The 24,156-nt window shown below is 58.4% G+C and carries 24 protein-coding genes and 1 tRNA gene; 7 read left to right on the top strand and 18 right to left on the bottom strand.

Annotated features, from left to right (window positions below):
* The 4 genes from DCC24_RS04895 to DCC24_RS04910 all read right to left on the bottom strand — a co-directional run bounded on the left by DCC24_RS04895 (position 1) and on the right by DCC24_RS04910 (position 3,391).
* The gene (locus DCC24_RS04895) at positions 1 to 567 is read right to left on the bottom strand and encodes a TetR/AcrR family transcriptional regulator (protein WP_110098797.1); all 567 of its coding nucleotides are present in this window, start codon (positions 565 to 567) and stop codon (positions 1 to 3) included.
* A complete protein-coding gene (locus tag DCC24_RS04900; protein ID WP_110098798.1) occupies positions 554 to 2,029 on the bottom strand; it encodes an MFS transporter in 1,476 nt (491 codons plus the stop codon). Before DCC24_RS04900 ends, DCC24_RS04895 begins: the two co-directional genes overlap by 14 nt.
* A gap of 109 nt (positions 2,030 to 2,138) precedes the next feature.
* On the bottom strand, positions 2,139 to 2,738 hold the full coding sequence (gene pth / locus DCC24_RS04905; RefSeq protein ID WP_110098799.1) for an aminoacyl-tRNA hydrolase: 600 nt from the start codon (positions 2,736 to 2,738) through the stop codon (positions 2,139 to 2,141).
* Between the two features lie 29 nt (positions 2,739 to 2,767).
* Positions 2,768 to 3,391 carry a 50S ribosomal protein L25/general stress protein Ctc gene (locus DCC24_RS04910; protein ID WP_110098800.1) on the bottom strand — a complete coding sequence of 208 codons (624 nt, stop codon included), beginning with the start codon at positions 3,389 to 3,391 and terminating at the stop codon, positions 2,768 to 2,770.
* Between the two features lie 295 nt (positions 3,392 to 3,686).
* Between DCC24_RS04910 and DCC24_RS04915 the strand changes: the two genes are divergently transcribed.
* On the top strand, positions 3,687 to 5,201 hold the full coding sequence (locus DCC24_RS04915; protein WP_110098801.1) for a class I adenylate-forming enzyme family protein: 1,515 nt from the start codon (positions 3,687 to 3,689) through the stop codon (positions 5,199 to 5,201).
* Positions 5,198 to 6,427, top strand: a complete 1,230-nt coding sequence (locus DCC24_RS04920; RefSeq protein ID WP_110098802.1) for a beta-ketoacyl synthase — start codon at positions 5,198 to 5,200, stop codon at positions 6,425 to 6,427. Before DCC24_RS04915 ends, DCC24_RS04920 begins: the two co-directional genes overlap by 4 nt.
* Here DCC24_RS04920 and DCC24_RS04925 read toward each other — a convergent pair.
* From DCC24_RS04925 to DCC24_RS04980, 12 genes are all read right to left on the bottom strand, one after another.
* Complete coding sequence (locus tag DCC24_RS04925) at positions 6,399 to 6,944, bottom strand: histidine phosphatase family protein (protein ID WP_110098803.1); 546 nt, start codon at positions 6,942 to 6,944, stop codon at positions 6,399 to 6,401. The two genes, DCC24_RS04920 and DCC24_RS04925, sit on opposite strands and share 29 nt — an antisense overlap.
* A 27-nt stretch (positions 6,945 to 6,971) precedes the next feature.
* On the bottom strand, positions 6,972 to 8,087 hold the full coding sequence (locus DCC24_RS04930; protein ID WP_110098804.1) for an ABC transporter ATP-binding protein: 1,116 nt from the start codon (positions 8,085 to 8,087) through the stop codon (positions 6,972 to 6,974).
* 65 nt (positions 8,088 to 8,152) lie between these two features.
* Positions 8,153 to 9,745: an iron ABC transporter permease gene (locus tag DCC24_RS04935; RefSeq protein WP_110098833.1), complete on the bottom strand. Its 1,593-nt coding sequence runs from the start codon at positions 9,743 to 9,745 to the stop codon at positions 8,153 to 8,155.
* 76 nt (positions 9,746 to 9,821) lie between these two features.
* A complete protein-coding gene (locus DCC24_RS04940) occupies positions 9,822 to 10,847 on the bottom strand; it encodes an ABC transporter substrate-binding protein (RefSeq protein ID WP_110098805.1) in 1,026 nt (341 codons plus the stop codon).
* Positions 10,848 to 10,899: 52 nt separating this feature from the next.
* Positions 10,900 to 11,754 carry a metallophosphoesterase gene (locus DCC24_RS04945; RefSeq protein ID WP_158524597.1) on the bottom strand — a complete coding sequence of 285 codons (855 nt, stop codon included), beginning with the start codon at positions 11,752 to 11,754 and terminating at the stop codon, positions 10,900 to 10,902.
* Between the two features lies 1 nt (position 11,755).
* A complete protein-coding gene (locus DCC24_RS04950) occupies positions 11,756 to 12,490 on the bottom strand; it encodes a tyrosine-protein phosphatase (protein ID WP_110098807.1) in 735 nt (244 codons plus the stop codon).
* Between the two features lie 183 nt (positions 12,491 to 12,673).
* A complete protein-coding gene (locus DCC24_RS04955; protein WP_158524598.1) occupies positions 12,674 to 13,582 on the bottom strand; it encodes a MurR/RpiR family transcriptional regulator in 909 nt (302 codons plus the stop codon).
* Between the two features lie 68 nt (positions 13,583 to 13,650).
* Positions 13,651 to 14,631 carry a ribose-phosphate diphosphokinase gene (locus DCC24_RS04960; protein ID WP_110098809.1) on the bottom strand — a complete coding sequence of 327 codons (981 nt, stop codon included), beginning with the start codon at positions 14,629 to 14,631 and terminating at the stop codon, positions 13,651 to 13,653.
* A 155-nt stretch (positions 14,632 to 14,786) separates the two neighbouring features.
* Entirely contained in the window at positions 14,787 to 16,277 is a 1,491-nt protein-coding gene (glmU, locus tag DCC24_RS04965; RefSeq protein ID WP_199446218.1) for a bifunctional UDP-N-acetylglucosamine diphosphorylase/glucosamine-1-phosphate N-acetyltransferase GlmU, read from the bottom strand.
* A gap of 59 nt (positions 16,278 to 16,336) precedes the next feature.
* A tRNA-Gln gene (locus DCC24_RS04970) sits at positions 16,337 to 16,408 on the bottom strand.
* 48 nt (positions 16,409 to 16,456) lie between these two features.
* On the bottom strand, positions 16,457 to 17,152 hold the full coding sequence (locus tag DCC24_RS04975; protein WP_110098811.1) for a metal-dependent transcriptional regulator: 696 nt from the start codon (positions 17,150 to 17,152) through the stop codon (positions 16,457 to 16,459).
* A gap of 278 nt (positions 17,153 to 17,430) precedes the next feature.
* Positions 17,431 to 17,886, bottom strand: coding sequence for a hypothetical protein (locus DCC24_RS04980; protein WP_110101131.1), 456 nt, complete (start codon positions 17,884 to 17,886; stop codon positions 17,431 to 17,433).
* A 34-nt stretch (positions 17,887 to 17,920) separates the two neighbouring features.
* Here DCC24_RS04980 and purF point away from each other — a divergent pair, with 34 nt between their 5' ends.
* Complete coding sequence (gene purF / locus DCC24_RS04985; protein WP_110098813.1) at positions 17,921 to 19,381, top strand: amidophosphoribosyltransferase; 1,461 nt, start codon at positions 17,921 to 17,923, stop codon at positions 19,379 to 19,381.
* 18 nt (positions 19,382 to 19,399) lie between these two features.
* Here purF and DCC24_RS04990 read toward each other — a convergent pair whose 3' ends face one another.
* On the bottom strand, positions 19,400 to 20,059 hold the full coding sequence (locus DCC24_RS04990; protein ID WP_110098814.1) for a DNA-3-methyladenine glycosylase I: 660 nt from the start codon (positions 20,057 to 20,059) through the stop codon (positions 19,400 to 19,402).
* A gap of 155 nt (positions 20,060 to 20,214) precedes the next feature.
* On the opposite strand from DCC24_RS04990, the gene DCC24_RS04995 reads away from it, so the two are divergent.
* Both DCC24_RS04995 and DCC24_RS05000 read left to right on the top strand, forming a co-directional pair.
* On the top strand, positions 20,215 to 20,991 hold the full coding sequence (locus tag DCC24_RS04995) for an alpha/beta fold hydrolase (protein WP_110098815.1): 777 nt from the start codon (positions 20,215 to 20,217) through the stop codon (positions 20,989 to 20,991).
* Between the two features lie 69 nt (positions 20,992 to 21,060).
* Positions 21,061 to 21,981, top strand: a complete 921-nt coding sequence (locus DCC24_RS05000) for a LysR family transcriptional regulator (protein WP_233491984.1) — start codon at positions 21,061 to 21,063, stop codon at positions 21,979 to 21,981.
* 7 nt (positions 21,982 to 21,988) lie between these two features.
* On the opposite strand, the gene DCC24_RS05005 is transcribed toward DCC24_RS05000, so the two are convergent.
* The gene (locus tag DCC24_RS05005; RefSeq protein WP_158524599.1) at positions 21,989 to 22,525 is read right to left on the bottom strand and encodes an ABC transporter C-terminal domain-containing protein; all 537 of its coding nucleotides are present in this window, start codon (positions 22,523 to 22,525) and stop codon (positions 21,989 to 21,991) included.
* Between the two features lie 88 nt (positions 22,526 to 22,613).
* Here DCC24_RS05005 and DCC24_RS05010 point away from each other — a divergent pair, with 88 nt between their 5' ends.
* Together DCC24_RS05010 and DCC24_RS05015 are read left to right on the top strand one after the other, a co-directional pair.
* The gene (locus tag DCC24_RS05010; RefSeq protein WP_110098818.1) at positions 22,614 to 23,621 is read left to right on the top strand and encodes a recombinase family protein; all 1,008 of its coding nucleotides are present in this window, start codon (positions 22,614 to 22,616) and stop codon (positions 23,619 to 23,621) included.
* Positions 23,594 to 24,037: a hypothetical protein gene (locus DCC24_RS05015; RefSeq protein WP_110098819.1), complete on the top strand. Its 444-nt coding sequence runs from the start codon at positions 23,594 to 23,596 to the stop codon at positions 24,035 to 24,037. Before DCC24_RS05010 ends, DCC24_RS05015 begins: the two co-directional genes overlap by 28 nt.
* The last annotated feature ends 119 nt before the right edge of the window (positions 24,038 to 24,156 follow it).

Raw genomic sequence — 24,156 nt, forward strand, 5'->3', positions numbered from 1 at the left:
TCAGCGGTCTGGTCGTTCGTCCGTGGCGGTTTGATCGATCTTGGCCAGGACGTGGTCCACCAACGCTTCCCGCTGGGATTCGCTGAGCCGATCCTCGTGGACGTAGTCGTGGAGCCACAACCCGTCGGCCATTAACAACACGAGGAAACGCTCGAGCCCCAAAGTCCCGGCGCTGTCGATCTCCGCCGGGGAGGGGACCCAACGTTGATCCACCGCTTGCCAGATAGCGGCCAGTTCCGGGTTCGACCGGGCATCAATTTCCAACAGGAGTTCGGTTTTGGTGGCACTGCGTCGCAGGGACACCACGACGGCGCGCAGGCGCTGGGACCCCGTGAGTTGCTCGGCGGGGCCACCCCCGGCTGCTTCGAGTTCGGCTTCCCACTGATCCGCCATATACTGATGCACCGCGCGCATCATTTCCTCGCGGGAGGGAAAATGGTAGATGATCCCGGATTTCGACAGCCCGGAGGATTGGGCCAACGCATCATAAGACACCGAATCCAGGCTTCCGGCCTCAATGAGGTCAATAGCGGTGCGGATGATTTTGGTTTTCTTACTCGGTCGCATCAGCTTCCTTCGGGTTGCCTCGGAAACACCAGGCGGTCACCAGGGCACCGATGAGGCCCACGGTCGCTACTATTCCCAAAATGCTGAGATAGGCCTGATCGTAGGCGGCAACGGCTTGCTCGCCATACATTGGGTGATCGACCCCGTGGTCCACGTCTGCGGCTACCGGTGCTGGGGCGTTCATGCTGTAGAGCAGGGGCATCACCGAGCCAAAAACGGCCACCGCAACCAAGGTCCCGAACTCGTAGGAAACCGCTTCCACAGACGAAGCCATCCCCGCCTTGGACGGGGGCGCCGATCCAAGGATGGCAGTCGACGAAACCGAGGTTGCCAGGCCACCACCTAGACCCACCAGGATCATACTGCCCAGGAACAAGGGCACCACATCGAGGGTGAACGTCCACATACTCACTCCCAGTCCCACCACAATAAGCAGGAACCCGCCGGTAATCAGCGGACGGAAACCGACCCTGTGGAGAACCGAGCCACCTAATAACGCGGTAGGAATCGCCGGCAGAGCCACGGCAGCGACCATTGCGCCGGCTTGCAAGGGGGTGAGACCGCCAGCGGTCTGGAACCGCTGGGTGGTCATAAGTTCCACGCCGGAAAGCGCCACCATGATCAACACCGCGGTCAGCGTGCCGCCGGTGAAGACTGGGTCACGGAAAATCGACAATTCCAACAGCGGGTGGGTGAGCAAGCGCTGGCGAAGCCAAAACAACACAAAACCAATCACGGCAATGACAAGAGCGACCGATAGCACCCAGGCATTCCGCTGAGGATTGGCTAGTTCTTTAATGCTCATCACGAACCCCGCCATAGCAAACATCATCAACAGCGATGACATCAGATCCCAATGCCGTTCTGGGTGTGCCACGTTCGGTGGGGCAACCGCGATGGTGGCAATCACCGTGATGATGACGATGGGGACGTTGAGCAAAAACACCGAGCCCCACCAGAAGAACTCCAGGAGTAAACCACCCAGCACCGGACCGGATGCGGCACCCACGACCGCCACCGACCCCCAGATGGCCACTGCGACGTTGCGTTCTTTAACGTCACGGAATGTTAGCCGCACGAGTGCGAGACTCGCTGGCATCATGGTGGCAGCTCCCACGCCGAGGATTGCCCGGGCGACAATCAGCGTCCAGGCGTTGGGCGAGAAGGCCGCCAGCAAGGAACCGGCACCGAAGATACTGACGCCCAGTAAGAACATGAGCCGATGACCGATTTTATCTCCGAGTGTGCCGGTGCCCAGTAACAGCCCTGATAGTACCAGGGGGTAGGCATTGATGATCCAGAGACCTTGCAGTTCACTGGTGCCGAGCTCATCGCGCAGTACCGGTAATGCGGTATAGAGGATCGAGTTATCAGCACCCACCAAAAACAGTGCGGCGGAGATGATGGCCAAAAAGGCCCAACGCTGACCGGGCGTTGAAGTTTCAGCTTGAAGACGAGTCATCACCCCCAAAACTATACCAACCGTTCGGTACAGTTACTATCTCAGAGATCCGTCACAGATGGTGAGATATCAAACAGTTCTCGGTCCTAGCAGACAGGTGAGCCCAGGGCTAGTGGAAACGGTTTTGTGTGGGAGTCAAGCCGTCAGTAATGAGACTTTCGACGGCATCAGCTGCTGTGGATACATGCAACGGTAGCACCTGGCGTTGAGTGGAATTGAAAGGCTTGAGCACGTAGCTGGATACGTCCATGGCTCCGGGGGGCCGTCCGATTCCGGCCCGAACGCGGTAATAGTTTTTATCGCCTATACACTGCGTGATGGATTTCAGTCCGTTATGACCGCCATCTCCCCCACCGCGTTTGATGCGCAGGCGATCGAAATCGATATCGAGCTCGTCGTGGACCACAATGAGCTGGTCCAGTCGCACTTTAAAGAAAGTGGTCAACGCTTTGACGGGACCACCAGAGAGATTCATGTAGGTAGCTGGTTTGGCCACCAGGACTTTCTCTCGAGTTTCTCCCAGCCGCAGGGTGGCCAACGCGTTCTGTGTTTTATGAGCCCGGAAGCTTCCGCCGTAGCGGTCGACGAGCTCATCGGCCACCATGTGACCAATATTGTGCCGAGTGCTGTGGTATTTGTCACCGGGGTTGCCCAGTCCCACCACCAGCCAGGGGCTGGTGGTGGACGCTGAGCTTCTGCCTAAACGCATCGGCACCCTATATCTCCGTGACGAGACACTTAGTCGTCGCTGTTTTCAGAGCCCTGGCTGTTGGCCTCGTCGCCCTCAGTACCTGCTTCGGGCTCTTCACCCAGGTCCTGCTCGACGATCTCGTCGACGGTAGCGATCACAGCGTCATCTTCCAGTTGCAGCGAGGTGCCAGCCGGCAGCTGCACGTCGGAAGCCAGCACGTGGTTGCCACCTTCGCGTCCTTCTACCGAGACGGTGACAGAATCCGGCAAGTCCAGCGCGTCGGCTTCGATCGGCAGGGAGGCTTCTTCCAAGAAGTAGGTGAAGCCAGGTGCCACTTCGCCTTCGACCTCAACGGGCACGTCAACAACCACCTTTTCACCGCGACGCACGATCAGCAGGTCAACGTGCTCGATCTTTTCTTTCAGCGGGTTGCGCTGAATATCCTTGGCCAGTGCCATGATCTCTTCACCGTCAGCGATGAGTTTCAGCAACTGGTTGGGAGTCCGCAAAGCCATGAAGGTGTCGTACTCAGGCATCAGAATGTGGCGCGGCTCTGAACCGTGACCGTAAATGACGGCCGGGATTTTGCCTTCGCGGCGCGCCTGGCGGGATGCACCCTTGCCAGTATCGGTGCGAAATTCGACATTGATGTTGACGGTATCAATCGCCATAATGAGTCCTCCTGTTAATACTCACGAGCTAGTGCTCATCACGACCAGGCAGGAACAAAGAGAATCTGTGATACGCCGAGCATGAAGACAGCTGGCAACGGTGATCTCATCAGCCTCGTCGATAACGGAGCAAGTCTGCTCCCTCGCCTGGGCAACTGTTGCATTCTAGCATGAGCGCACTGGCTTCGACCACTTCAACCTCGCCTGAGCGATGTGTTTAGATAGCAAGGAACGCCGGGACAGTCTCCGGCACGGCCTATCCAATCCGTGGTGAAGTGGTAAGGGGGTGTCGACTATGCCCTTTGTACAATCAGTTCTGGCCCGCGCAATCGAGACCCCCGCGCGCATCGCCCTCGCCGATGACCAGGGTCAATACATTACCTACGGTGAGCTCCTGAGCTCATCCCGCACCACAGCGTCACGACTCCAGCAAGTGGCGCGGGAAACCCCGGACAGCCCTCACCAGGATCTTGCCGGTTACCCGGTCGTGGCGTTGTGTCTGCACGATGCGTTGACCACCGTACGTCTCTTTGCCGAGCTCAGTATGGGCCCAGTGGTGCTCAGCGTGCTGAATCCAAGGGACTGGCACGACCAGCTGTGGGACAATATCTCATCTGCCGGTATCACTGTGGTAGTCACCGATGACCAGACTTTCTCCCAGTATCTTCGTACCCACGGCTTTCCTGGAACGGTGCTCGGCCCGCAACTGCTGCTGGCACCAGATGTGGATCCCGGAGACACCACGGTTCTGCAGGATGCAGATCCCTATCTCGTGTTGTTTTCCTCGGGGACGACGGGCCAGCCCAAAGCATTTATCAAAACCCGGGGCGAGTACCGGGCCAATTACCGGACCTCGCACCAACGACTCCAGGTAGCAGGTCACACAACACTGGCCCCCGGAACGTTGTCGTATAGCCTCATCCTCTACGCGGTGGTCGAGGCACTGGGCGCTGGTGAAACCTGTGTGGTGACCGGCCGGGCGCATTTTCGGCACATGATCGCAGCCTTCACCCACTGGCCGATCACCCGCGTCGTGGCGGCACCGGCCGTCTTGCTGGGCATTCTGGAGGCCGCCGGGAATCAGACCGAACGGCTAGGGAATCTTCAGGTACTGGTCACCGGAGGCTCGGCAGTCCCTCAAGCATTACGCGACCGGGTCGCGGAGAAAGTGCCGCGCGCAAAACTGATCAACTACTTTGGCACCGGAGAAATCGGATTCATTGCCGATTCCACACCGGATCCCTACGGGATCAGCTATTCCGACCGGTTACGTCTCTATGACCACGTCACTGCCCAGGTCCGAGACACCACCAACCGGGTCTTGGCCGAGAACTGTCTGGGGCAGCTGTGGTTTCGCGCCCCGTCGGCGTCAGCACGGTATCTCAATTCCCCTGCCCAACTCAGCGACGAATCCGGTTGGCGCACCGTGGGTGACTGGGGGATGGTGCAGGATCGGTGGATTCAGCTAGCTGGCCGTGGCGACGAGATCGTCACCACCGGGGCCAACACCATCAGCCTCGTCGAGGCCGATGACAGGCTGGCTCAAGCTCTCGGCCCCCTGGTCACGGGTGCAACAGCCACCGTCGGTTTGCCCGATCCACGTCTGGGTGTGATCATCGCCGGGGTGATCGAAACTCCACAGGCGCCCACAAAATCCGAATTGGTGGCCCTCGCCCGCGACAACATCCCGGAGCCCTTCCGACCACGGCGCTGGTACTCCATCGCCCGTTTCCCACGGACCAGCTCAGAGAAAATTCAACGCCGGCGCCTCACCCAACTCATTGATGAGGGAAAGGCCCACCGGTTATGAGTATCCACCAGGTTGGCATCACCGGGATGGGCGCGGTGAGCGCAGCTGGGCACGGGACCGCTAGGCTCTGGCATTCGGTAACTGACGGGCACCATCTGTTCAGCCCCCTGCCGGAGGCTGTCGTACAGCAAACCGGTGTCCGCGTAGCTGCCACAGCTGAGCCGATCGATGCCACCGACATCTTTGACCCACCGTTATCGAACCGGGTGGATCAAGCTGTGGTGATGGCAATCTGTGCGGCCGATCAGGCCCTGGGGTATTCCGGCACCCCCACATCCGATGAACCCTTTTTTGGCGGGGACATTATTGCCGCCAGCGCCAACGGACCGGTGACAACCATTCATCGAGCGGTCGAAGCCATCATCTCCGGCGTATCGCGAGCGCCCGCGATCCCAGCGGTCCTAACGGCCTCCCCCGATACGGTGGCCACACTGGCCGCCCAACGCTATGGCAGTCATGGCGGGACCGAAGCGGTTAGTGCCACGTGCGCGTCCTCCACGATCGCGCTAGTGACCGCTTTGCGCCGGATACGCCACGGTTATGCCCGCCGCGTGCTGGTAATCGGCTATGAAGACGCGGTGAATCCGGTGAATCTGACCGGTAATGCATTGGTTGGGGCGCTGAGCAAGAATGCAGATCCGGATCAGATCTGCCGACCTTTCGATGCCGCACGCGATGGGTTCGTGATGGCTTCGGGCGCGGTGGCATTACTCCTGGAAGCCGACCCGGCCCGTCCCCTGGCGCTGTTGGCCGGAGGCGGGATGGGCCAGGATAGTTTTCATCCCACCGCGGCAGACCCCACCGGTCGGTGGGCCGGCCAGACGATCGCTGATGCTCTAGCGGATGCCGGTCTCGAACCGTACCAGATCGGTCAGATCAGCGCTCATGCTACCTCCACTCCCCGTGGGGATGCTGCCGAGGTGGCTGCTTTATCACGGATTTTTGGCGCGCGCCTTCCCGGTGTGCCGGTCACCGCACTCAAGTCGGTGACCGGTCACCTGATGGGCGGATCCGGTGCTTTGCAGGTGGCCATGGCGGTTGAGTCTATTCGTGCCGGGCTCATTCCGGGCACCCGGAATCTTCAGCACCCAGATTTTTATGATCAGATCCAGGTGGTGACATCCACACAACATTGGCAACCCTCGGCGGTGTTGGCCCCCAGCTTCGGTTTTGGTGGCCACAATGCTGCGGTGGTGATCACACCAGTCGAGAGTCAATCGCCCTAATTTCGGCGTTAGCGATCCGGGGGTGTGGCTCCCCAGTGAGTTGCTCGAGCATGACTCGAATCAGTGCCCCGTGACTAATGATGACCACCGGGGCATCACCGTAGCGGGTTTTAAGCTCTCGCAGTGCCCGCACCCCACGTCGCCCCGCCTCCGCACGTGGTTCGCCACCGTCCATCAGAGCCTGACGTTGCTCATCGGACAATCCCCGTACATCCCGGCCTTCCGCACTGCCGTAGGATCGTTCAATCAGCCCAGGTTCGATGTGGACCTCGACTCCCCCGATCCGGGTGGCGATAATCTGTGCGGTTTCTTGTGCCCGAGACAGTGGCGAGCTAATCACCGCCGTGGGACGCAGATTTGCCAGTTCCTCAGCTGCCAAAACCGCTTGGGCGCGACCGGTGTCATTGAGCGGAATGTCGGTGCGTCCCTGCATCCGGCCGGCCTTATTCCAATCAGTTTGACCGTGGCGGACGAGATACCAGGTAGCACCTGGCTGAGGGCGGTCTTGGTCGTGCACGCAAGAGATCCTGTTCGCTGGATTGATTTAGCTCAAGTATACGTGGGCGGATTGAATCACGGGCTGGACCAGTTCGCCCGGTTGCCGAACCGGTTGATTCGGGTCGCCAAAAACACGCACCTCCGTGTCTCCCCATTCGAGCGCGGTTTCGGTCCGATCGCGACCCTGCAAGATCGAGGTGACTCGCGCCACCCGCACATCGTCTCCGTCGGGCTGAGGCACCGACTCCAGGCGAATATGGTAGGGGTCGACGCTAGCGATGGCTCGTTGCCTGCCGGCACCAGTCTGCACGTCATCAACGAAACTGACCTTCGCGGGAGCATGATCCGTGCCAGCAGTGTACAAGTTCACCCCCGGGTGATCCGGATAGAACCGACCCGATGAGATACTTCCTGGAAAAAGCGTCGCATCATTAAGAAAGCCAGCCACAAAACTTGACGCGGGACTGGCTATCATTTGGCTTGCGGTACCAACTTGGACAATTCGGCCCTGATCCATCACCACCACACGGTCGGCAATCGCTAGTGCTTCAGAGCGGTCGTGGGTCACGTGCACCGCGGTGAGACCCTGCTCGGTGGTGAGCCTGCGAAGTTCCAGGCGTAGGCGAGCGCGAAGCGGCTCGTCTAAGGCCGACAACGCTTCATCAAGCAAAAGCGCTGACGGCTCTGCGACGATTGCGCGGGCCAATGCAACTCGTTGTCGCTGTCCTCCGGACAACTGTGTGGGCTTGCGCTGAGCGAACTCCACCAGTCCCACGTGTTCGAGTATTTTCTCGACCCGCGCCGAAATTTCTGCTGAGCGCAGTCCGGCACGTTTGAGAGGATACGCCACATTCTCGCTGACGCTCATATGAGGCCATACCGCGTGGTCTTGGAATACCATACCCAGTTGACGTCGATGTGGTGGTACCCAGATATCGGAAGCAAACAGGGTCCGTCCACCCAACGTTATCCGCCCACTCAGCGGACGGATAAACCCTGCCAGTGTGCGCAACAAGGTGGTTTTACCGGATCCGGAGGGCCCGACCAGGGCGATAAATTCTCCATCGGCGATGTTGAGCGAAATATCTTGAAGAGCTAGCTGTGATTCCGGGGTGGCACTGTTATAGCTGTGGTTGAGTTGCGAAATGCTGATATCAGACATAAGAAGCAATCATCTTTCGAACGTAAGGGCGAAGCAAGACCAGCAAGAACAAAGAACGAGAGACATCAGCTGGCACGACGGGAGCCCAACCACCCGGCAAAGGACAGCCCGATCATGCCGACCAGAGCAACCACCACCGCCAGCGCCGAGGCCGCGTTGTAGTTACCGGCTTGTTGCAGGTTGAATATGGTGACACCCAGCGTTTGCGATCCCGGTGCGACCAGCAGAATGGAAATGGTGAGTTCTCGAACTGCGGTGAAGAATACAACGATGATGCCGGTGATCACCGCGGGAGTCACCATTCTGGCAGTGATGTCCAGCACCGCTCGGGCATGAGTAGCTCCCGAAATCTGAGCTGATTCTTCCAAAGAGGACGAAATGGTTGCCAACGGTGCGCGGACCTGCTGGACAACGAGGGCTATGAAAGCCATGACATACGCGCCGAGAATCACCCACGGGGTGTTGAAAATCTTGAGCATCGGGGCAATGAGCAACCATCCCACCGCGATCACCAGTCCGGGCAAGGCCTGAGGCAACGTTGCGAGCACGTCGATCGCAGGGTTGAGTCGGGATCGAGATCTGGTCAGCACGATCCCAACCAACAATCCCAGCACCCCACAAATCAGGGCCGCGGAACCGGCCAACATCAGCGAATTCTGGAGGCCCTGGACGGCCCCGCGGGAGGTGAGAGCGGAACCAAAATTGTCAAACGTCAGGTTCTCCCAGGTCAAGGGGACTCCCGGGGCCGGCAGTAGAGCTTGCACGCTCAGCGCAACCATAGGGACGATACAGATAAGCACGATCCATGCCCACAGTGTCGCGCTGAGCAGGTATTGCATGCCCCGGCCTGGATGGGCTTTCTGCGCTACGGCTGTATCGGATAGCTGTGAGGCTGTCGGCATGCGACGTTGCGCGAGGATGGTTACGAGCGCGACCACTAGAAGCACCATTCCGATCGCCGAGGCTGCTGGAAGAGGATTCGAAATGGTTGCCGAGGCGAGGTAGCGGTATACCAGCGTGGTGAGCGTGGTATAACCCTCCGGCAGACCAATCAAAGCGGGGATACCAAAGTCTGAAAGATTCGCCACCAAGGTGAGGATCAAGGCGGCAACGATCCCAGGTCGCATCAGTGGCAGAGTCACAGTGGTCATGACTTTGAACGTCGAGGCACCTGAGATTCTTGCGGCTTCCTCAAGGTTGCCGGGGACCCGACGCAACGCCGTCGAGACCACGAGAAAAGCCGTGGGATAGGAGTGAATGGTGAGTAGGAGGATCACGCCGGGTCCACCAAAGATGCTGAGATTCGCCTCGAGACCCATCTGTTCCAAGATCCGGTTGACAGGACCGTTGACCCCTAAGAGCGCCATCCATGCCATCGCGCCGATGAAGGGCGGAATCAAAAAGGGAATAAGCAACAACCAACGAATGAGTTGGGCGCCGGGGATGATCAACCGGTCTAAGACTATGGCGAAGATCACCCCCAGCGTGGTCGCGATCATCGCGGAGATGGTAGCTGAGACCACCGAATTCGTGAGCGCTTCTAGCACCGCGGGGTCGGAAAAAACCGTCAAAGCTGTGGGATCAATTCCCACCTTGATCAGCGCAACCAGCGGAACAACAACAATGAGTACCAGGGCCAGAACAACTGCCCATCGCATGATGAACAAGCCATCGGCACGTCCTGTGCGAGTTCTCGGAGCCACGTTACCCGCGGTGCTAGCCAGCTGACTCACCTTACTTCAGCAATCCATTGAAATAGGACACGGCTTCATCCTGTTCAGCCGCAATTTCTTCCAAATCAGGATCCATCAGATTAAGATCTGCCAGCTCCGGAGCCCCCTCAGGAACCCCCACGTCATCACGAACCGGAAGGTAGGACTGTTCAGCAGCCATCTGCTGTCCGTCTTCGGAAATCAAGAAATCCACGAACTGATTAGCCAGTTCCTGGTTGTCACTATCAGCAAACACACCCGCCGGCTGTGACACATAAGGTGCGCCATCTTCCGGGTATACGACTTTTACCGGCGAACCTTGATCAGCCAGGTCGCGAATGACGTAATCCACCACGATGCCAAGGCCGGTGGTCCCTTCACCCACGGCCTGTCCTACGGGACCATTGGATTCCAAGATGGTGGGATCATTGGCGACCAAGTCCTCGAGCCATTGATCCCCTAGCTCATCACTCGAACGCCAAACCGCCGTGTTGAATGCGGCGGCACCAGATACGTCCGGGTTGGGCATCGCTATTTGACCTTCATAGTCCGAATTGGTGAGGTCCTGCCATAAGCTCGGTTCATCATCTTCGGAAATAACGTCTGTATTGACAGCAATAATGGTCGGAATGAGTCGGGTCCCGACCCAGTAGTTGTCTTCATCGACGTAGGAGTCATCAAGCGAATCGGTGTTCTCCAAATTCAGCTCGGCAAGATCACCTTCTGCGGCGTAATCTTCGAAAGTGGGCACATCCGCTGCCAAAATGACATCGGCTTGAATCTCGCCGGTTTCTTTTTCGCTGGCCACACGAGTCTTCAGCTCACCCGTGCCAGCACGGAACACGTCAATTTCTGCGTCGGGATTAACCTCCGCAAAGGCATCAATGATCTCGTCGATTTTCTCTTGCGGTTCTGAGGTGTAAACGGTCAGGGTGTTATCCCCAGAGTCAGACTCGTTCATCTGTTGCTGCGCTTCATCAGCGCAGGAGCTCAAGGCAAGAGCAGGAATGAGAACAAGCGGAGCGAGCAGTTTGGTGGTTTTTTTCATGGTTTCCTCCTCAACGTTTGTCGGTGAACAGTGGTTTCGGGTTGGTCAGGGTTTAGGGGGACGAGGGAGAAGCCTCCAGAGTGAAAACCACTCTGGATGGTTCTGAACAGGGAAGAAGGCTGCTCACGATATCCGGGGGCCCTGGGGGTTCTCGTTCAACGCGAACGAATCCAAAGACCGCCCGCGCCAGGATTGTTTCTCCGGGGGCTAGGGGGTCGTTGCTATAGGAGATTCCGGGAGCAACGCTGACCGGGATTCCGGCAAAGCTGCCGTATTGATTCAGGTGGTAATGTCCGCTCAGGATCAGACAAACCCGCGAACCGGTCATAATCTCTGCGAGACGCCGGCGAGAGTCAGAATCCAGGAGACCGCGGTGACGCAGGCCGGCGATCATCCCCGGTACCGGCGGATGGTGCAGAACTAAAACAATGTCCTCGGTGCCGTCTTGGCGGATGTGGTGTTCTAGCCAATCCAATGAGGTGGTCTCAAGCCAACCGTGTGGGTGGCCATAACCATGGGTATTGAGCCCGATGAGTCGCAGACCGGGTACCGCGATGATGCTATTGCTTGCATCGTGGGGATCAGTATGGCTGGTGTCAGGATCGTGAAAACGAGCATCGATCGCCCCCGGTTCATCGTGGTTACCTGGAACGACAAGGATCGGACAGCCCAAGCGCCTTCGTTGCTCGGTAAGAAAACCAGCGACTTCAGCGTAGGCATCATGGCCACGCTGGCATAGGTCGCCACTGATTACCACGGCATCCGGTAAACCAGCGTCACCGCGGGCGAGGGCCTCGAATGTTTGACGCAGTTGCCCCCAGGGGTCGATTGAGCCACCATACAGGGTCTGCTGGTTTTCGGTCAGGTGCGGGTCGGTTAAGTGAGCTATGTGCCATGAGTCTGCCATCTCAGGCCCCCTTCGGCTCTCGCCTCGCATGCAGATGCTCAGCCAGTACGCGTTGCTCAGGAAGGCTGAAACCAACGCAGTCAAGAAAACGCGCGACTGAACCGTAACGATGGTCTAGGTGTTCCAGTAAGTGCCTCATCGCTGAGGCGGGGCTGAGGGTATGCAATCTGAGGGCCTGAGAGAATTCTTCAGACGAGGTATCCCATTGACTCGACATCTCGGTAGCGACTTGTGCGTGGTAACTGTCCGGTAGCTCGTCAGCACTGCGGGCATAATCGGCAACAATGATGTCCCGGTGTATTCCTGCCACCGAGAGAACCAGCGCTGCCACAAGTCCCGTGCGGTCCTTTCCGGCAGTGCAGTGAATGAGTACGCCATCATCGAGCGCCATTGTGACAGCTTTTAACACGCAGACGAGTTGAGCACCGCGTTGGGTGATGAGTCTGGAATAGACCTGCAAAATGGGCTCGTCTCTGGGAACTGGTCCCCGATAGAGCGGAATATTGATATAGCCAACGTGCTCTGGCAGTGTGTCCGGGCGCTGAAGGATCTCTTCTGGCTCACGCAGGTCGATCACGGTCCCAATCCCATCGACGGCGCACAATTCGGGAGCGGAGAGTTGAAGTTTCCCCGGAACCGACGAGCGGTAAATCTTAGCGGGGCCCTTGGCTGTGCTGGTCACTCCGGGAAGAGGGCGCAGGTTATGAATACTGTTGGGATCGCCCCACGGTGCCATCTCGCCCTCCTCACGGTATATTTCTCAACGAGGCCCACACATTTCATCGTTACTTTATCGATGAAACGGTGTTACACCCCAGTAGAACGAGCGAAGATAAATACACCGTGAACGGGTCGCGACAACGGTTTAACAATCTCAGCTAACCGATGTGACGATTGTTACCACGTGAGATTTTTTCGATTAATCCTCGACCTCAGAGATGTCAGGTTCGAGCGCGTCGGACAGTAGCGGACCCAGTTTTTCTGAAGGTCCCATGTGAGGTTCGGCATCGTGAAACACGAGACGCTGAGCGGCGAGACCTAAGATGTTGAGCACCAAGGTGTGGGAAATTCTGGACACCAGCACTTCCTGGTCGTCGTTTCGGCTTCCAGCAGTCAACGTCAGGTCTGCTTGTTGAGCCAGAGGAGAAATCCCAGAGCTCGTAATAGCGATAATGAGTGCCCCCGCAGTTTGGGCGGCTCGCACGGAGTCGAGAGTGTGTTTATTGGCTCCCGAGTAGCTCACCGCAATACAGACATCCCGCTCAGAGAGCATCCGAGCAGTAAATTGTTGCCCCAGGACATCGACGGGGGCCACGGCGGTTAAGCCTGACATGGTGTAGCGTAGCGCGGCCTCTTGGGCCGGAATTGCTGAACCTCCGGTGCCGACTAACAGAATGGTCTTCGCCGACGCCACCGCAGTGACCGCCTGCTCCATGACCTCGCTGGCAAGCATTCGCTCAGTCAGGGCGATTTCGCTCTGGGCAGCAGCAAAAACATCTCGACTCAACAACTGCAACGCGGACAGCTGCACGGCACCGCTGACCTGCCCCTGGGCAGTGGCCACCTGCGACTGGTCAGCTTGGGCGAGAAGAGACCGAGAGATCTCATCCTTCAGCCTCTGAAAGCCTGAATAGCCCAAATTCTGTGCGGCTCGCACGACGGTAGCCGCCGATGTTTGAGCGCGAGCAGCCAGATCGGTGGCAGATAGATCAGGTATCTGTTCGAATGCCTCGATGACTGCCACGATGACTTTACGTTCCGCCGGGCCCAGATAGGTCGCGTCAGTTTTCAGACGCTCTATCAGCGATCTGGGTGTCTGCGCAGGCAAGTGTGGGACCATCATGGACTCGACAAAGTAACGAGGGCCGGCCAGTGTGATCGGCCAATCGCCAGTTCTTAGGCGTTGCCGTCGAACAGGCTGGTGACAGAACCGTCTTCGAAGACTTCCTTGATGGCCCGGGCTATCAGTGGAGCGATGGAAAGCACGGTGAGGTTCTCGAACTTTTTGGCCGCCGGAATCGGTAAGGTATTGGTAACCACCACTTCACGGGCCCCGCACTCGGCTAACCGCTGGGCGGCAGGATCGGAGAAGACCGGGTGAGTAGCGGCAATAATGACATCTTTCGCCCCGGCTTCTTTCAGCACTCGCACCGCACCGGCGATGGTGCCACCGGTATCGATCATGTCGTCGATCAGCACACAGGTGCGACCCTCGATCTTCCCGACCACGGTTTTCGACTCAGCTTTGTTCGGAGTGGTCAGGTCACGGGTCTTGTGTACGAAAGCCAGCGGGACACCGCCCAGCCGATCGGCCCACTGCTCGGCCACCCGCACGCGTCCCGTATCCGGAGAGACCACCGTAACCTCGGAGTCGCCAACCTTGCCACGAATGTAATCGGCCAGGATGGGCACTGCGAACAGGTGATCCACCGGTCCATCGAAGAACCCCTGAATCTGAGCGGTGTGCAAGTCCACCGACATAATGCGGTCGGCACCAGCGGCCTTATAGAGATCAGCGACCAGGCGTCCGGAAATAGGTTCGCGTCCACGCCCCTTTTTGTCCTGACGCGCGTACGGGTAGAAGGGCGAGACCACGGTGATCCGTCGTGCTGAGGCACGCTTCATCGCATCGACGAGCAAGAGCTGCTCCATCAGCCAGTTGTTTAACGGTGCTGGGTGCGCCTGGATGACGAAACAGTCTTTACCACGCACCGATTCGCCGGGGCGAACGTAAATCTCCCCGTTGGCAAAGTCGTAGGCTGACAGCGAGAGAAGCTCAGTACCCAAGGCCTCGGCAATTTCATCGGCCAACTGGGGATGCGCCCGGCCCGAAGCCAGGACCAGCTTCTTATTTTCGTGATGACTAATCTCGCTCAACGATCGACTCCCTCGACAGAAATGTGCGTGCGATAGTTCTTGCAAACTACACTATGTAGTTTTTGTCCTCAACGGCAGGCCTGAGAGGTTCTTGTCTTCCCGTCGCCGTTGTGGAAGTTGTGTTGTGGCTCGTCATCACAGCGAGATGCTAGTGACTAGTTCGCGGACCGGTCGCCATCGGTGTGTTCAGATGCTTCTCCAGCGGCTTCTGCGGCTCGAGCGGCAGCCGTACCGGGACGCTTGGTGATGGTCCAATTCTCAATGGTGCGCTGAGAAACCTGGTTGATGGCCAGGGCCCCAGCGGGCACATTGTCTCGTACCACAGCGCCCGCACCCGTGTAGGCGCCATCGCCGATTTCTACCGGAGCAGTAAAGACGGTATTAGATCCAGTGCGCACCTCGGAACCGATCACGGTGCGATGCTTATTGACCCCGTCATAGTTTGCGGTGATATTGCCACATCCAATATTGGTGTTCTCTCCAATCTCGGCGTCGCCGGCATACCCCAGGTGGGAGAGTTTAGACCCAGCGCCTACGGTGACATTCTTGGTTTCATAAAAGGCACCGATTTTGCCGTTTTCTCCCAGGACGGTACCGGGGCGCAGATAGGTGAATGGTCCCACTTTAGCTCCCGCAGCAATCATTGCCTCGGTCCCATCGGTACGCTTGACGGTCGCGTGCTGACCGACATGGACATCGGTCAGCGTGGTGTCTGGGCCAATGGTGGCGCCGGGAGCAATCCGAGTAGAGCCGTGGAGCTGGGTTCCCGGCTTAATGGTGACGTCGGCGGCCAGCTCAACCTCGATGTCAATCCAGGTGGTGGCCGGGTCAACGATGGTCACGCCCTGACGCATCCAAAAATCAGTGATCCGACGATTCAGTTCGGCGCCCAAGGCTGCCAGCTGACGACGGTCGTTCGCGCCTTCAACCTCCCACACATCGGTGGTGACCCAACTGGCGACCCGGCCGCCCTCGGCGCGGGCCAGGCTAAGCACATCCGTCAAGTACTTCTCACCCTGAGCGTTATCGGTGGAGACCTCGGCCAGCGTACGAGCCAGCACTTGAGCGTCGAAAGCATAGATCCCAGAGTTGATCTCGAGGATGTTCACCAGCGAGTCATCGCCGGTTTCCTCGGCATGACGTAGCGCGTCCTTGTGCTCGACGATGCGCTCCACAAGGCCCTGGTCATCGCGGACGATACGACCGTATCCGGTGGGGTCGGAGACCTCTGCGGTCAGCACGGTCACGGCGTTACCCTGGTCATGGTGACAGGCCACCAGCGTGCTCAGGGTTTGCGGGGTCAGCAGCGGGACGTCACCGTAGGTGACTACCACGGTTCCGGTTGTGTCGGCCGGTAGCGCCTGGAGCCCTTGTTCCACGGCCCGACCGGTGCCCGGAATCTCGTCCTGGTCGGCGATAACAACCTCGGGCACGAGTTCTTGCAGGTGTGCCACCACACGATCGCGTTCGTGACGCACTACCGCCACGAGATGTTCAGGGTTGAGGCTCTGAGCTGCGTGAAGCGCGTGGCCAACGAGCGAGCGCCCGCCGATTTGATGCAGGATTTTCGGAGTAGAAGATTTCATTCGAGTGCCCTGGCCGGCCGCCAGAACGATCACGGCTACTGGAGCGGGAGGCTGAGTCACCTGGTCACTTCCTTTGGTCATCGGCACAGAGTGAGATGAAGGCTAAAATCGCTCTCCAGTTCCGCCACTAGGATTCGAACCTAGACCGCGCAGCTTCAAAGGCTGGCGTGCTGCCGTTACACCATGGCGGATCACGAACACCCCAAACATTGTGCCATACTTCCGGCCGTGAGTCGGAATCAGGACGTTTCAGGCGAGGACAAACGGTACACCCAAATGCTATTCGTGGCGTCAACTCCCAGCCAGACCGGCTCGGTAGATGCCTCGCCGACTGAGACGGCCATCGAGCCCGAATAAGGCGCCGACGGCACAATCGTGAGTTCCACTCCGGGGTGTAGTCCCTGGCGGGCGAAAAACTGTAGCATCGCCGGATCCGCATCTGAGATGCGCTCAATACGGGCCCGGTCTCCTATGTGTAACACGGACAAGCAGTCGAGCTCGGGGGCGTCAATACTGCCATCCCTGCGCGGGATGGGATCACCGTGCGGATCACGGGTCGGGAATCCGAGGTGTTGGTCAATGCGATCGATCATCATGTCCGAGACCGCGTGCTCGAGCGCGTCGGCTTCTTCGTGAACCTCATCCCATCGGTATCCCAGTGTTTCGACCAGAAAGGCCTCGATCAGCCGGTGGCGACGCACCATGTCGATGGCATAGCCCGTTCCTTCGGCTGTGAGTTCCACTGAACCATAGGGCTGGTGGATCACGAGTTGTTGGTCAGCCAACTTCCGGACCGCATCCGATGCGGAGGATAACCGCACCCCGATTTTTTCCGCGAGAACTTTGGCCGTCACGGGATCTTCAGAGTATTCCTGCAACGTCCAGATGGCTTTGAGGTAGTTCTGTGTAGAGGCCGTAAGATCGGTGACCGACATAACCTTTAGGTTATCAAAGCTCCCCCGGTCACCGACTGGCTCCGGATCATCCGCCTCTCGGTCAGCCCCTTCCAGTCGCCGGTGAGTTTTTCGCTTTGTCCATCGGCTGTAAAACCGTGGCGGGCATAGACATCTCGGGTGTCCTGATCTTCAGCGAGGACCCACACCAACGCTGGACGTCCGGCTAAGACCGTTTCTCATAAGGTGGATCGCACCCTGAACCGGGGGCTGTCGGTGTCTTGGTCCGGCCGTTCACGCTGTTCCCAGACGGGGTGAACCTAAAGCATACCCATCTGAATCCCCACCCCGGTCTCGGCATCCTCAGGTAACACCGGAGTAGCTCCCGCCACTGCTATAATCCCAGAGGTCTCGGAAAAATCTTTGGGCCCGGTCTCTGCAATGACCAGATCGGCCTCGGCAGCCAAGCCACGCTGAGACCAGGCCACGTCCTGGTCTAGTCGTTCTTCCAGCCGGGTGAAGAACCGCTCGTCGCCCAACCCGGCATATACCTTTACCTTGCGATTGGCTAGGTTCCGCATCCGCAACGCCGGAAGAACATCGGGGTGCTGGGCAGTTCGGACCGCCAGGTCTGCCGGGTGGTCCTTGTGGTGGTTGTGAATCATCGGGGCGACACGTTCTGTCTGCTGTGCTGTCTGTGCATCGGCTGGTGCTGGTAGTCCCGCTGTCTTCAAGTACACCGTCGGTACCGAATAGTGATTTAATGGTTCGGTCATCTGCCGTATACCCATGTAGAGGGAGCTCACCGTCGTGTGTGGAATTGTCGGTCTCGTTTCGACCAGCCCGGTTAACCAGAGTATCTATGACTCATTGTTGCTGTTGCAACATCGCGGTCAAGACTCCACCGGTATCTCAACCTACGATGAACACTCCACTTTCCACACCGTCAAACACCGCGGGCATGTGCGCGAATCCTTCCGGACCCGGGATATGCGTACTTTGCTGGGCAATGTGGGGTTGGGGCATGTCCGCTACGCCACCAGTGGTTCGGCCAGCAATGAAGATGAGGTGCAACCTTTTTACGTCAATGCCCCGTACGGCATTACCCTGGTGCACAACGGTAATATCACCAACACACGCGAACTAACCAAAGAGCTCTTCCACGTTGACCGCCGGCATCTGAACTCCTCCTCGGACACCGAAATTTTGCTGAATGTTCTGGCTAACGCTCTGCAAAACTCGCTGGTTGGTAAAGAGCCCACTGAAGATGACCTGTTCCAAGCTGTCTCCACCGTCCATCAGCGTGTCAACGGCACCTATGCAGCGATTGCCTTGATAGCCGGTTATGGCTTGCTGGCATTCCGTGACCCCTTCGGCATTCGCCCACTGGTCTTGGGCCGTCGGTTTGATGACAACGGGGACCCCGAATGGGTGGTGGCCTCCGAGTCTCTGGTTTTGGCCTCCGGTGGATATGAGTTGGTCCGAGACGTCGCTCCAGGTGAGGCCATTTTCATTTCCGATAGTGGAAAGCTCTTCACCCGGCAGTGCGCAGAGAACCCACGTCTGGTTCCGGATGCCTTCGAGTACGTGTACTTAGCACGTCCGGACTCGACCCTGGACGGGATCTCGGTCTATCAAGCACGGTTGCGCATGGGCGAGACCCTAGCCGCCAAGGTTCGCGCCACTTTGGATCTGGGCGATATTGATGTGGTGATGCCTATCCCAGATTCCGGGCGTCCCACCGCCATGGAACTGGCCCGTTCCCTTAACCTGCCTTACCGCGAAGGTTTCTATAAGAACCGCTATGTGGGTCGTACCTTCATCATGCCTGGCCAGAAGGTTCGAAAGAAGTCAGTGCGTCAGAAACTCAATGCGCTACCCGAAGAATTTCAGGGCAAATCGGTACTGCTGGTCGATGACTCCATCGTGCGCGGAACCACCTCCAAACAGATTGTCCAGATGGCCCGGGATGCCGGGGCACGCAAAGTGATCTTCGCGTCGGCGGCGCCGGCGATCCGCTACGCCAACGTGTACGGTATCAATATGCCCACCCGAGGCGAATTGGTTGCGGCAAACCGCACCGAAGACGAAGTAGCCCAAGTCATTGGGGCTGACCGGCTGGTCTACCAAGAAGTGGATGCCATGGTGGAGGCCATCACTACTGGATCTCACGTCACCAATTTGGAGCTGTCGTGCTTTACGGGCCACTACACCACCGGCGATGTCACCGAGGAATACCTCAGCTGGATTGAGGCCACCCGAGAGTCTTAGCACTATCCCTGCCCCAGGTCACCCGGTTTCGTCCCATGGCCTTTTCATCCGGTTCCCTTGGGAATCAAAAAGACCGGAGACCCCGCGCCGGAACGAACCCAGCAGATGGGTATCGACCATCCCAATAGCCTCCATCATCGCGAACATATTGGTGGGCCCCACAAACCGGAAACCGGATTTCTTCAGCGCGCGAGCCAGCGCTACCGATTCAGCTGACTGTGTGGGCACCTCATCGCTGGTGCGTGGCATGGGCGTCGTCTCTGGATGAAACGACCACACCAACTGCACCAGCCCGCCTTTATCGCGCAGCGCACGCGTCGCCACAGCATTGGCAATGGTTGCCCGAATTTTCCCCCGGTGTCGAATAATCCCATCAAGGCGTACCAAACGCTCCACCGTATCCTCGTCGAAGGTCGCGACCTCATCGGGGTCGAACTGGCAGAAGGCTTTGCGAAAGGCGGGGCGTTTAGTCAAAATGGTGCGCCAAGATAGGCCGGTTTGGAAGACTTCTAAGCTGATCCGCTCAAAAAGCCCAGCTTCATCCGTGATGGGGACACCCCATTCGGTGTCGTAGTAATCCTGCATCAGCTGACTACTCATCGCCCACGGGCTTCGGGCGGTGCCGTGAGCATCGGCGATGACGCCTCTGCCCTGTCCTAGAGAGGTGCTGTCATCCATACGTTCAGTGTGCCTGAAAACACCACCCCAAAAGCAAACATGAGGTAAATTTCTTCAAACCTTGGTGTTACAGTATGTACACCGGTCCGAAAATCGACTGTCCATTTTGTAAGGATCTTGCATAGCCCAACCCTCGAGAACGAAGAAGAGTTGCCATGACTGCCACAGTTGATGAGTTCATTCATCAGTACCCCGGAGAGTCTCACCCCGTGGTGCTCTTGCACGGTTTACTCACCTCCGCGAAGTACTGGAATCCGGCGCGCAGACGACTAACCGCTGCCGGCTACCGTGTGGCGACTGTTGATCTGTTGGGCTTTGGACGCGCAGCTCGTGTTCCAGCTGCAAGCTACGATTACAACGAGCACGTTGAGCACGTGAAAAATGCGTTGCTGTCGATCAGTGGTGGCCAGCCTGTCGTTCTGGTGGGACACTCCCTTGGTGGCCTGATTGCTCTCAAGTTAGCTCGCAAGTACCCCAGCCTCGTTTCCGAACTCGTCATGTTCAATGCGCCACTTTTCCGAGACTCCCATGAGGCCAAGGCCAGCATCGAACAGACCAACAAGCTGTATAAATTCCTGATGACCTCGCGCTTCCGCTCCGTCGGCTGGGGCGCGGCTCATTTACTGGGTTTCCGTGTCTGGGGACGTCACAGCACTCGAGCGCGGGAAGGCGCACTGCGGCGGGTGATTTTTCGAGGCAAAGGGATTCACCACCTGGAACAGATCACCGTCCCCACCACGGTCATCACCGGCGCTTCCGACCGTGCGGAGTACCTGAACAATTTGCAACAGGCATCGCTGCCGCCGAATGTGCGAGTCATCGTTGCCCCAACCGGACACCATCTGCCTGCCCAGGCACCACACTATGTTACCTGGACGATGGATTTACTCTCCGGTGGGCTTCGTCCGGAGCACACCGTTCCCGCTGTGTAGCTCGTTCCCCCCGTATATTAGGTGAGGAAATATTGATACGCAGACCGTACTAATATCTCGCGGGGGAGCATGATGGAAGTCCAGCAGGCCAAAGAATTCCTGGCGGTCGCCCGGGAACTGCACTTTGGTCGTGCTGCGAAATCCCTCCGCATGGCCCAGCCGCCTCTCTCGCGGGCGATTCAGCAGCTAGAACGTGAACTCGGTGCAACTCTTTTTGAGCGCACCACACGGACGGTGTCTCTGACTCCAGCCGGTGAAGCCTTACTACAGCCCGCTCAGCATCTCATTGCCGCCTCGAATCAAGCTCGTCAAACGGTAAAGAACACCATAAGTGGAGCGGCCGGGTACGTGCGGATCGGATTTGCCGGCGCATCAGTCAATACCCAGGTTGCACGGTTAGCCAAAGCCTTGCGAACAGAACGCGCTGGGTTGCGCCTAGAGTACAACTCAGCTCAGTTCTCTCACCAGGCGTTGCAATCAGTGATGGACCACAGCGTCGATCTGGCCATCGGGCGATGGGATTTCCTCCCGGCAGAAATTAGTTCTCACCTGATGGGGCTTGAAGAAGTCATTGTCGCCTTACCAGCGTCCCACCGCTTGGCTGGTCGGCCCGCGGTCAATCTCAGAGAACTCGCTCACGAGAATTGGATTTCTCTGCCCTCCGGGTTTGGGGCCGCCCTACCCAACCGCTTCAATGCTCTGGCCAATACCGCCGGATTCGTTCCTCGCGTCACACAGACCGCACCTGATTCCTGGACCTTGATGGTCCTCGTGGCCGTGGGGATGGGGTGTGGTATCACCCTGGATTCCGTGGCTACCAATGTGCCCCACCAAAACGTGAGCTTCGCCAGAATTCAGGACATCTCCCAACCTCCGCTGGAGGTGCGAATGATCTGGCAACGTCACGATAACAACCCCGCCCTGCATGCAGTCGTAGATTTGGCCCAACGGATCTTTCCCAGCCCACCAACCCAGCCGAACGGGACTTAAAAGCTAGTTAGCTCTCTACCGCTTCGAGCAACTCCAGCCAACGGGATTCCTTGGTATCAATCTCTTCGCGGAGCCCGGAGACTTGGGCAGTCAGATCCGCAAGCCCTTCGAAATCTGTCTGGTCGTGAGCGGCCATTTTTTCTTCTAGCTCAGTGAGTTCAGTGTTGAGCTTCTGCAGTTTGCGCTCAATCGAGGACGCTTCCTTCCGCGCAGCGTGTTTCTCAGCCCCAGACAAGCCACGTGACTGCTCGTTACCGGCGACGTTGTCAGCGCCGGAGGAATTGTGTTGTTGCTGTTTCTGGTTCCTCGACGGTGTCGTCTTAGCTTGACTCTCAGCCTGTTCGGCCAGCTGGAGATACTGGTCGACGCCACCGGGCAAATGCCGAAAGGTCCCGTTGATGATGGCATATTGCTGATCGGCGACGCGCTCAAGCAGGTATCGGTCGTGGGAGACGACCAACAAAGTGCCAGGCCAGGAGTCCAGCACATCTTCCATAGCCGTCAGCATTTCGTGGTCCACGTCGTTGCTCGGTTCACCGAGCATTCCCATGGATTATCCGGAGGAGCACCTGCCCGCCATGGGAACCAACGCACTGATCTACACCCGAGCATCTATGGACCGATAGAACCTGATGAGGTCCACCGGCGACCAAGAGACCGACTGCCGCACCTGGTACGACCAGCAGGAATGGACGGTTGGCAAAGTCATCACCGACGCGAACCGATCCGCATCGAAGTGGCGCACCCGCGAGCGCGAGGGCTTCGAGGAAGCGCTCACCCTAATCGCTTCGAAGGAGTACGACGCCTTCGTCACGTGGGAACCTTCTCGTGCAGGGCGCGCACTGCTGGCGTATGTGCAGTTGCGTGCAGCGTGCCAAGAGGCCGGCGTCCTGTACCTCACGAAGGGCCGGGTCTACGACTTCTCCCGTCACGACGATAGCTTCATGATGGGCCTGGAGTTCCTCACCGCCGAGAAGGACGCCGCGATCATCCGCGACCGCCAGCTGCGCACGGTTCGCCTGAACGCCAAGAAGGGACGCCCGCATGATCGCCTACCTTATGGCTACCGACGTGTCTACGACGAGTTCACCGGGGTGCTCATCCGTCAGGAGGTGCACCCTGAGCACTCGGCCGTGATCGTCTCCGCGGCCGAGGACATCCTTAAAGGAGTGCCCATCCATGCCATCACGACGCGTCTGAACCACGCCGGTGTTCCAACGCCGATGAAGCCATACTCTGAGCACTCCCGGGGATGGATGAACATGACGCTTCGGCAAGTGCTGCGAAATCCCACCATCGCTGGGCTACGCGTGTACCGGGGCGAGGTTATCGGTGAGGCCGACTGGCCTGCGATCCTTGCACGAGAGAAGTGGGAGCGCGTGAACCGCGCCTTGGAGGACCGCTCTCGTCGCCATCAGCATTTCGACTCTGGAACCCTAGCCACCCGAAGTGGCTGCTGTCCCACATCGTTAAGTGCGCCTTCTGCCTGCGACCGATGGTGCGCATCCCCTCAGGGGCTCCGAGGGCTGATGGCAGCCGCCGCAACAATTACACCTGCGCCCATCCCGGATGCCGAAAGGTCAGCGTTAGCATCGATCCCACCGATGCTTATGTGGTCGGCGCATTACTGGGGTGGCTGACGAAGCCGGAAAGCCTCGCGGTGATCGGTGAGCCGGGCAATGACTGGATGGCGACCGTGCGTCAGGTCGAGGAACAGATGGCCGCTCTGCGGAAGCGGCTCGATGAGGCGGCAGAGGAGTATTCGGCGGGCAATATCACCGTGGCGATGCTCGCGTCGATAGAACAGCGCGTGAACCTGCAGATTGAAGAGCTCGCCCGGGCCGCAACGCCTCCGGTCTCCGACGAGGGCGTGCTAGCCCTGATCCAGGCCGAGGATGTGGAAGAGGCTTGGGAGCGCTTGGACCTAATTGAGCAACGAAGGTTGATCAAGATGCTGCTTGAGGTCCGTGTCGGCAAGGCGACCCAGATGGGCGGGAAGTTCGATTCGACCCGAATCAGAGGGTGTCAGATTGTTTGTGTACAGAGTTATCGATGAGAGGACATGATGATGACCATGACAGATGATCGTGTTGATCAGCCTGGTGGGGCTGATGTTGTTGCGCAGTTGAAGGCCAGTGGCGCCTTGGACGAGCTTTTCGCTCGGATCGACGCCGG

Source organism: Auritidibacter sp. NML100628 (assembly GCF_003185985.1).
Taxonomy (GTDB): domain Bacteria; phylum Actinomycetota; class Actinomycetes; order Actinomycetales; family Micrococcaceae; genus Auritidibacter; species Auritidibacter ignavus.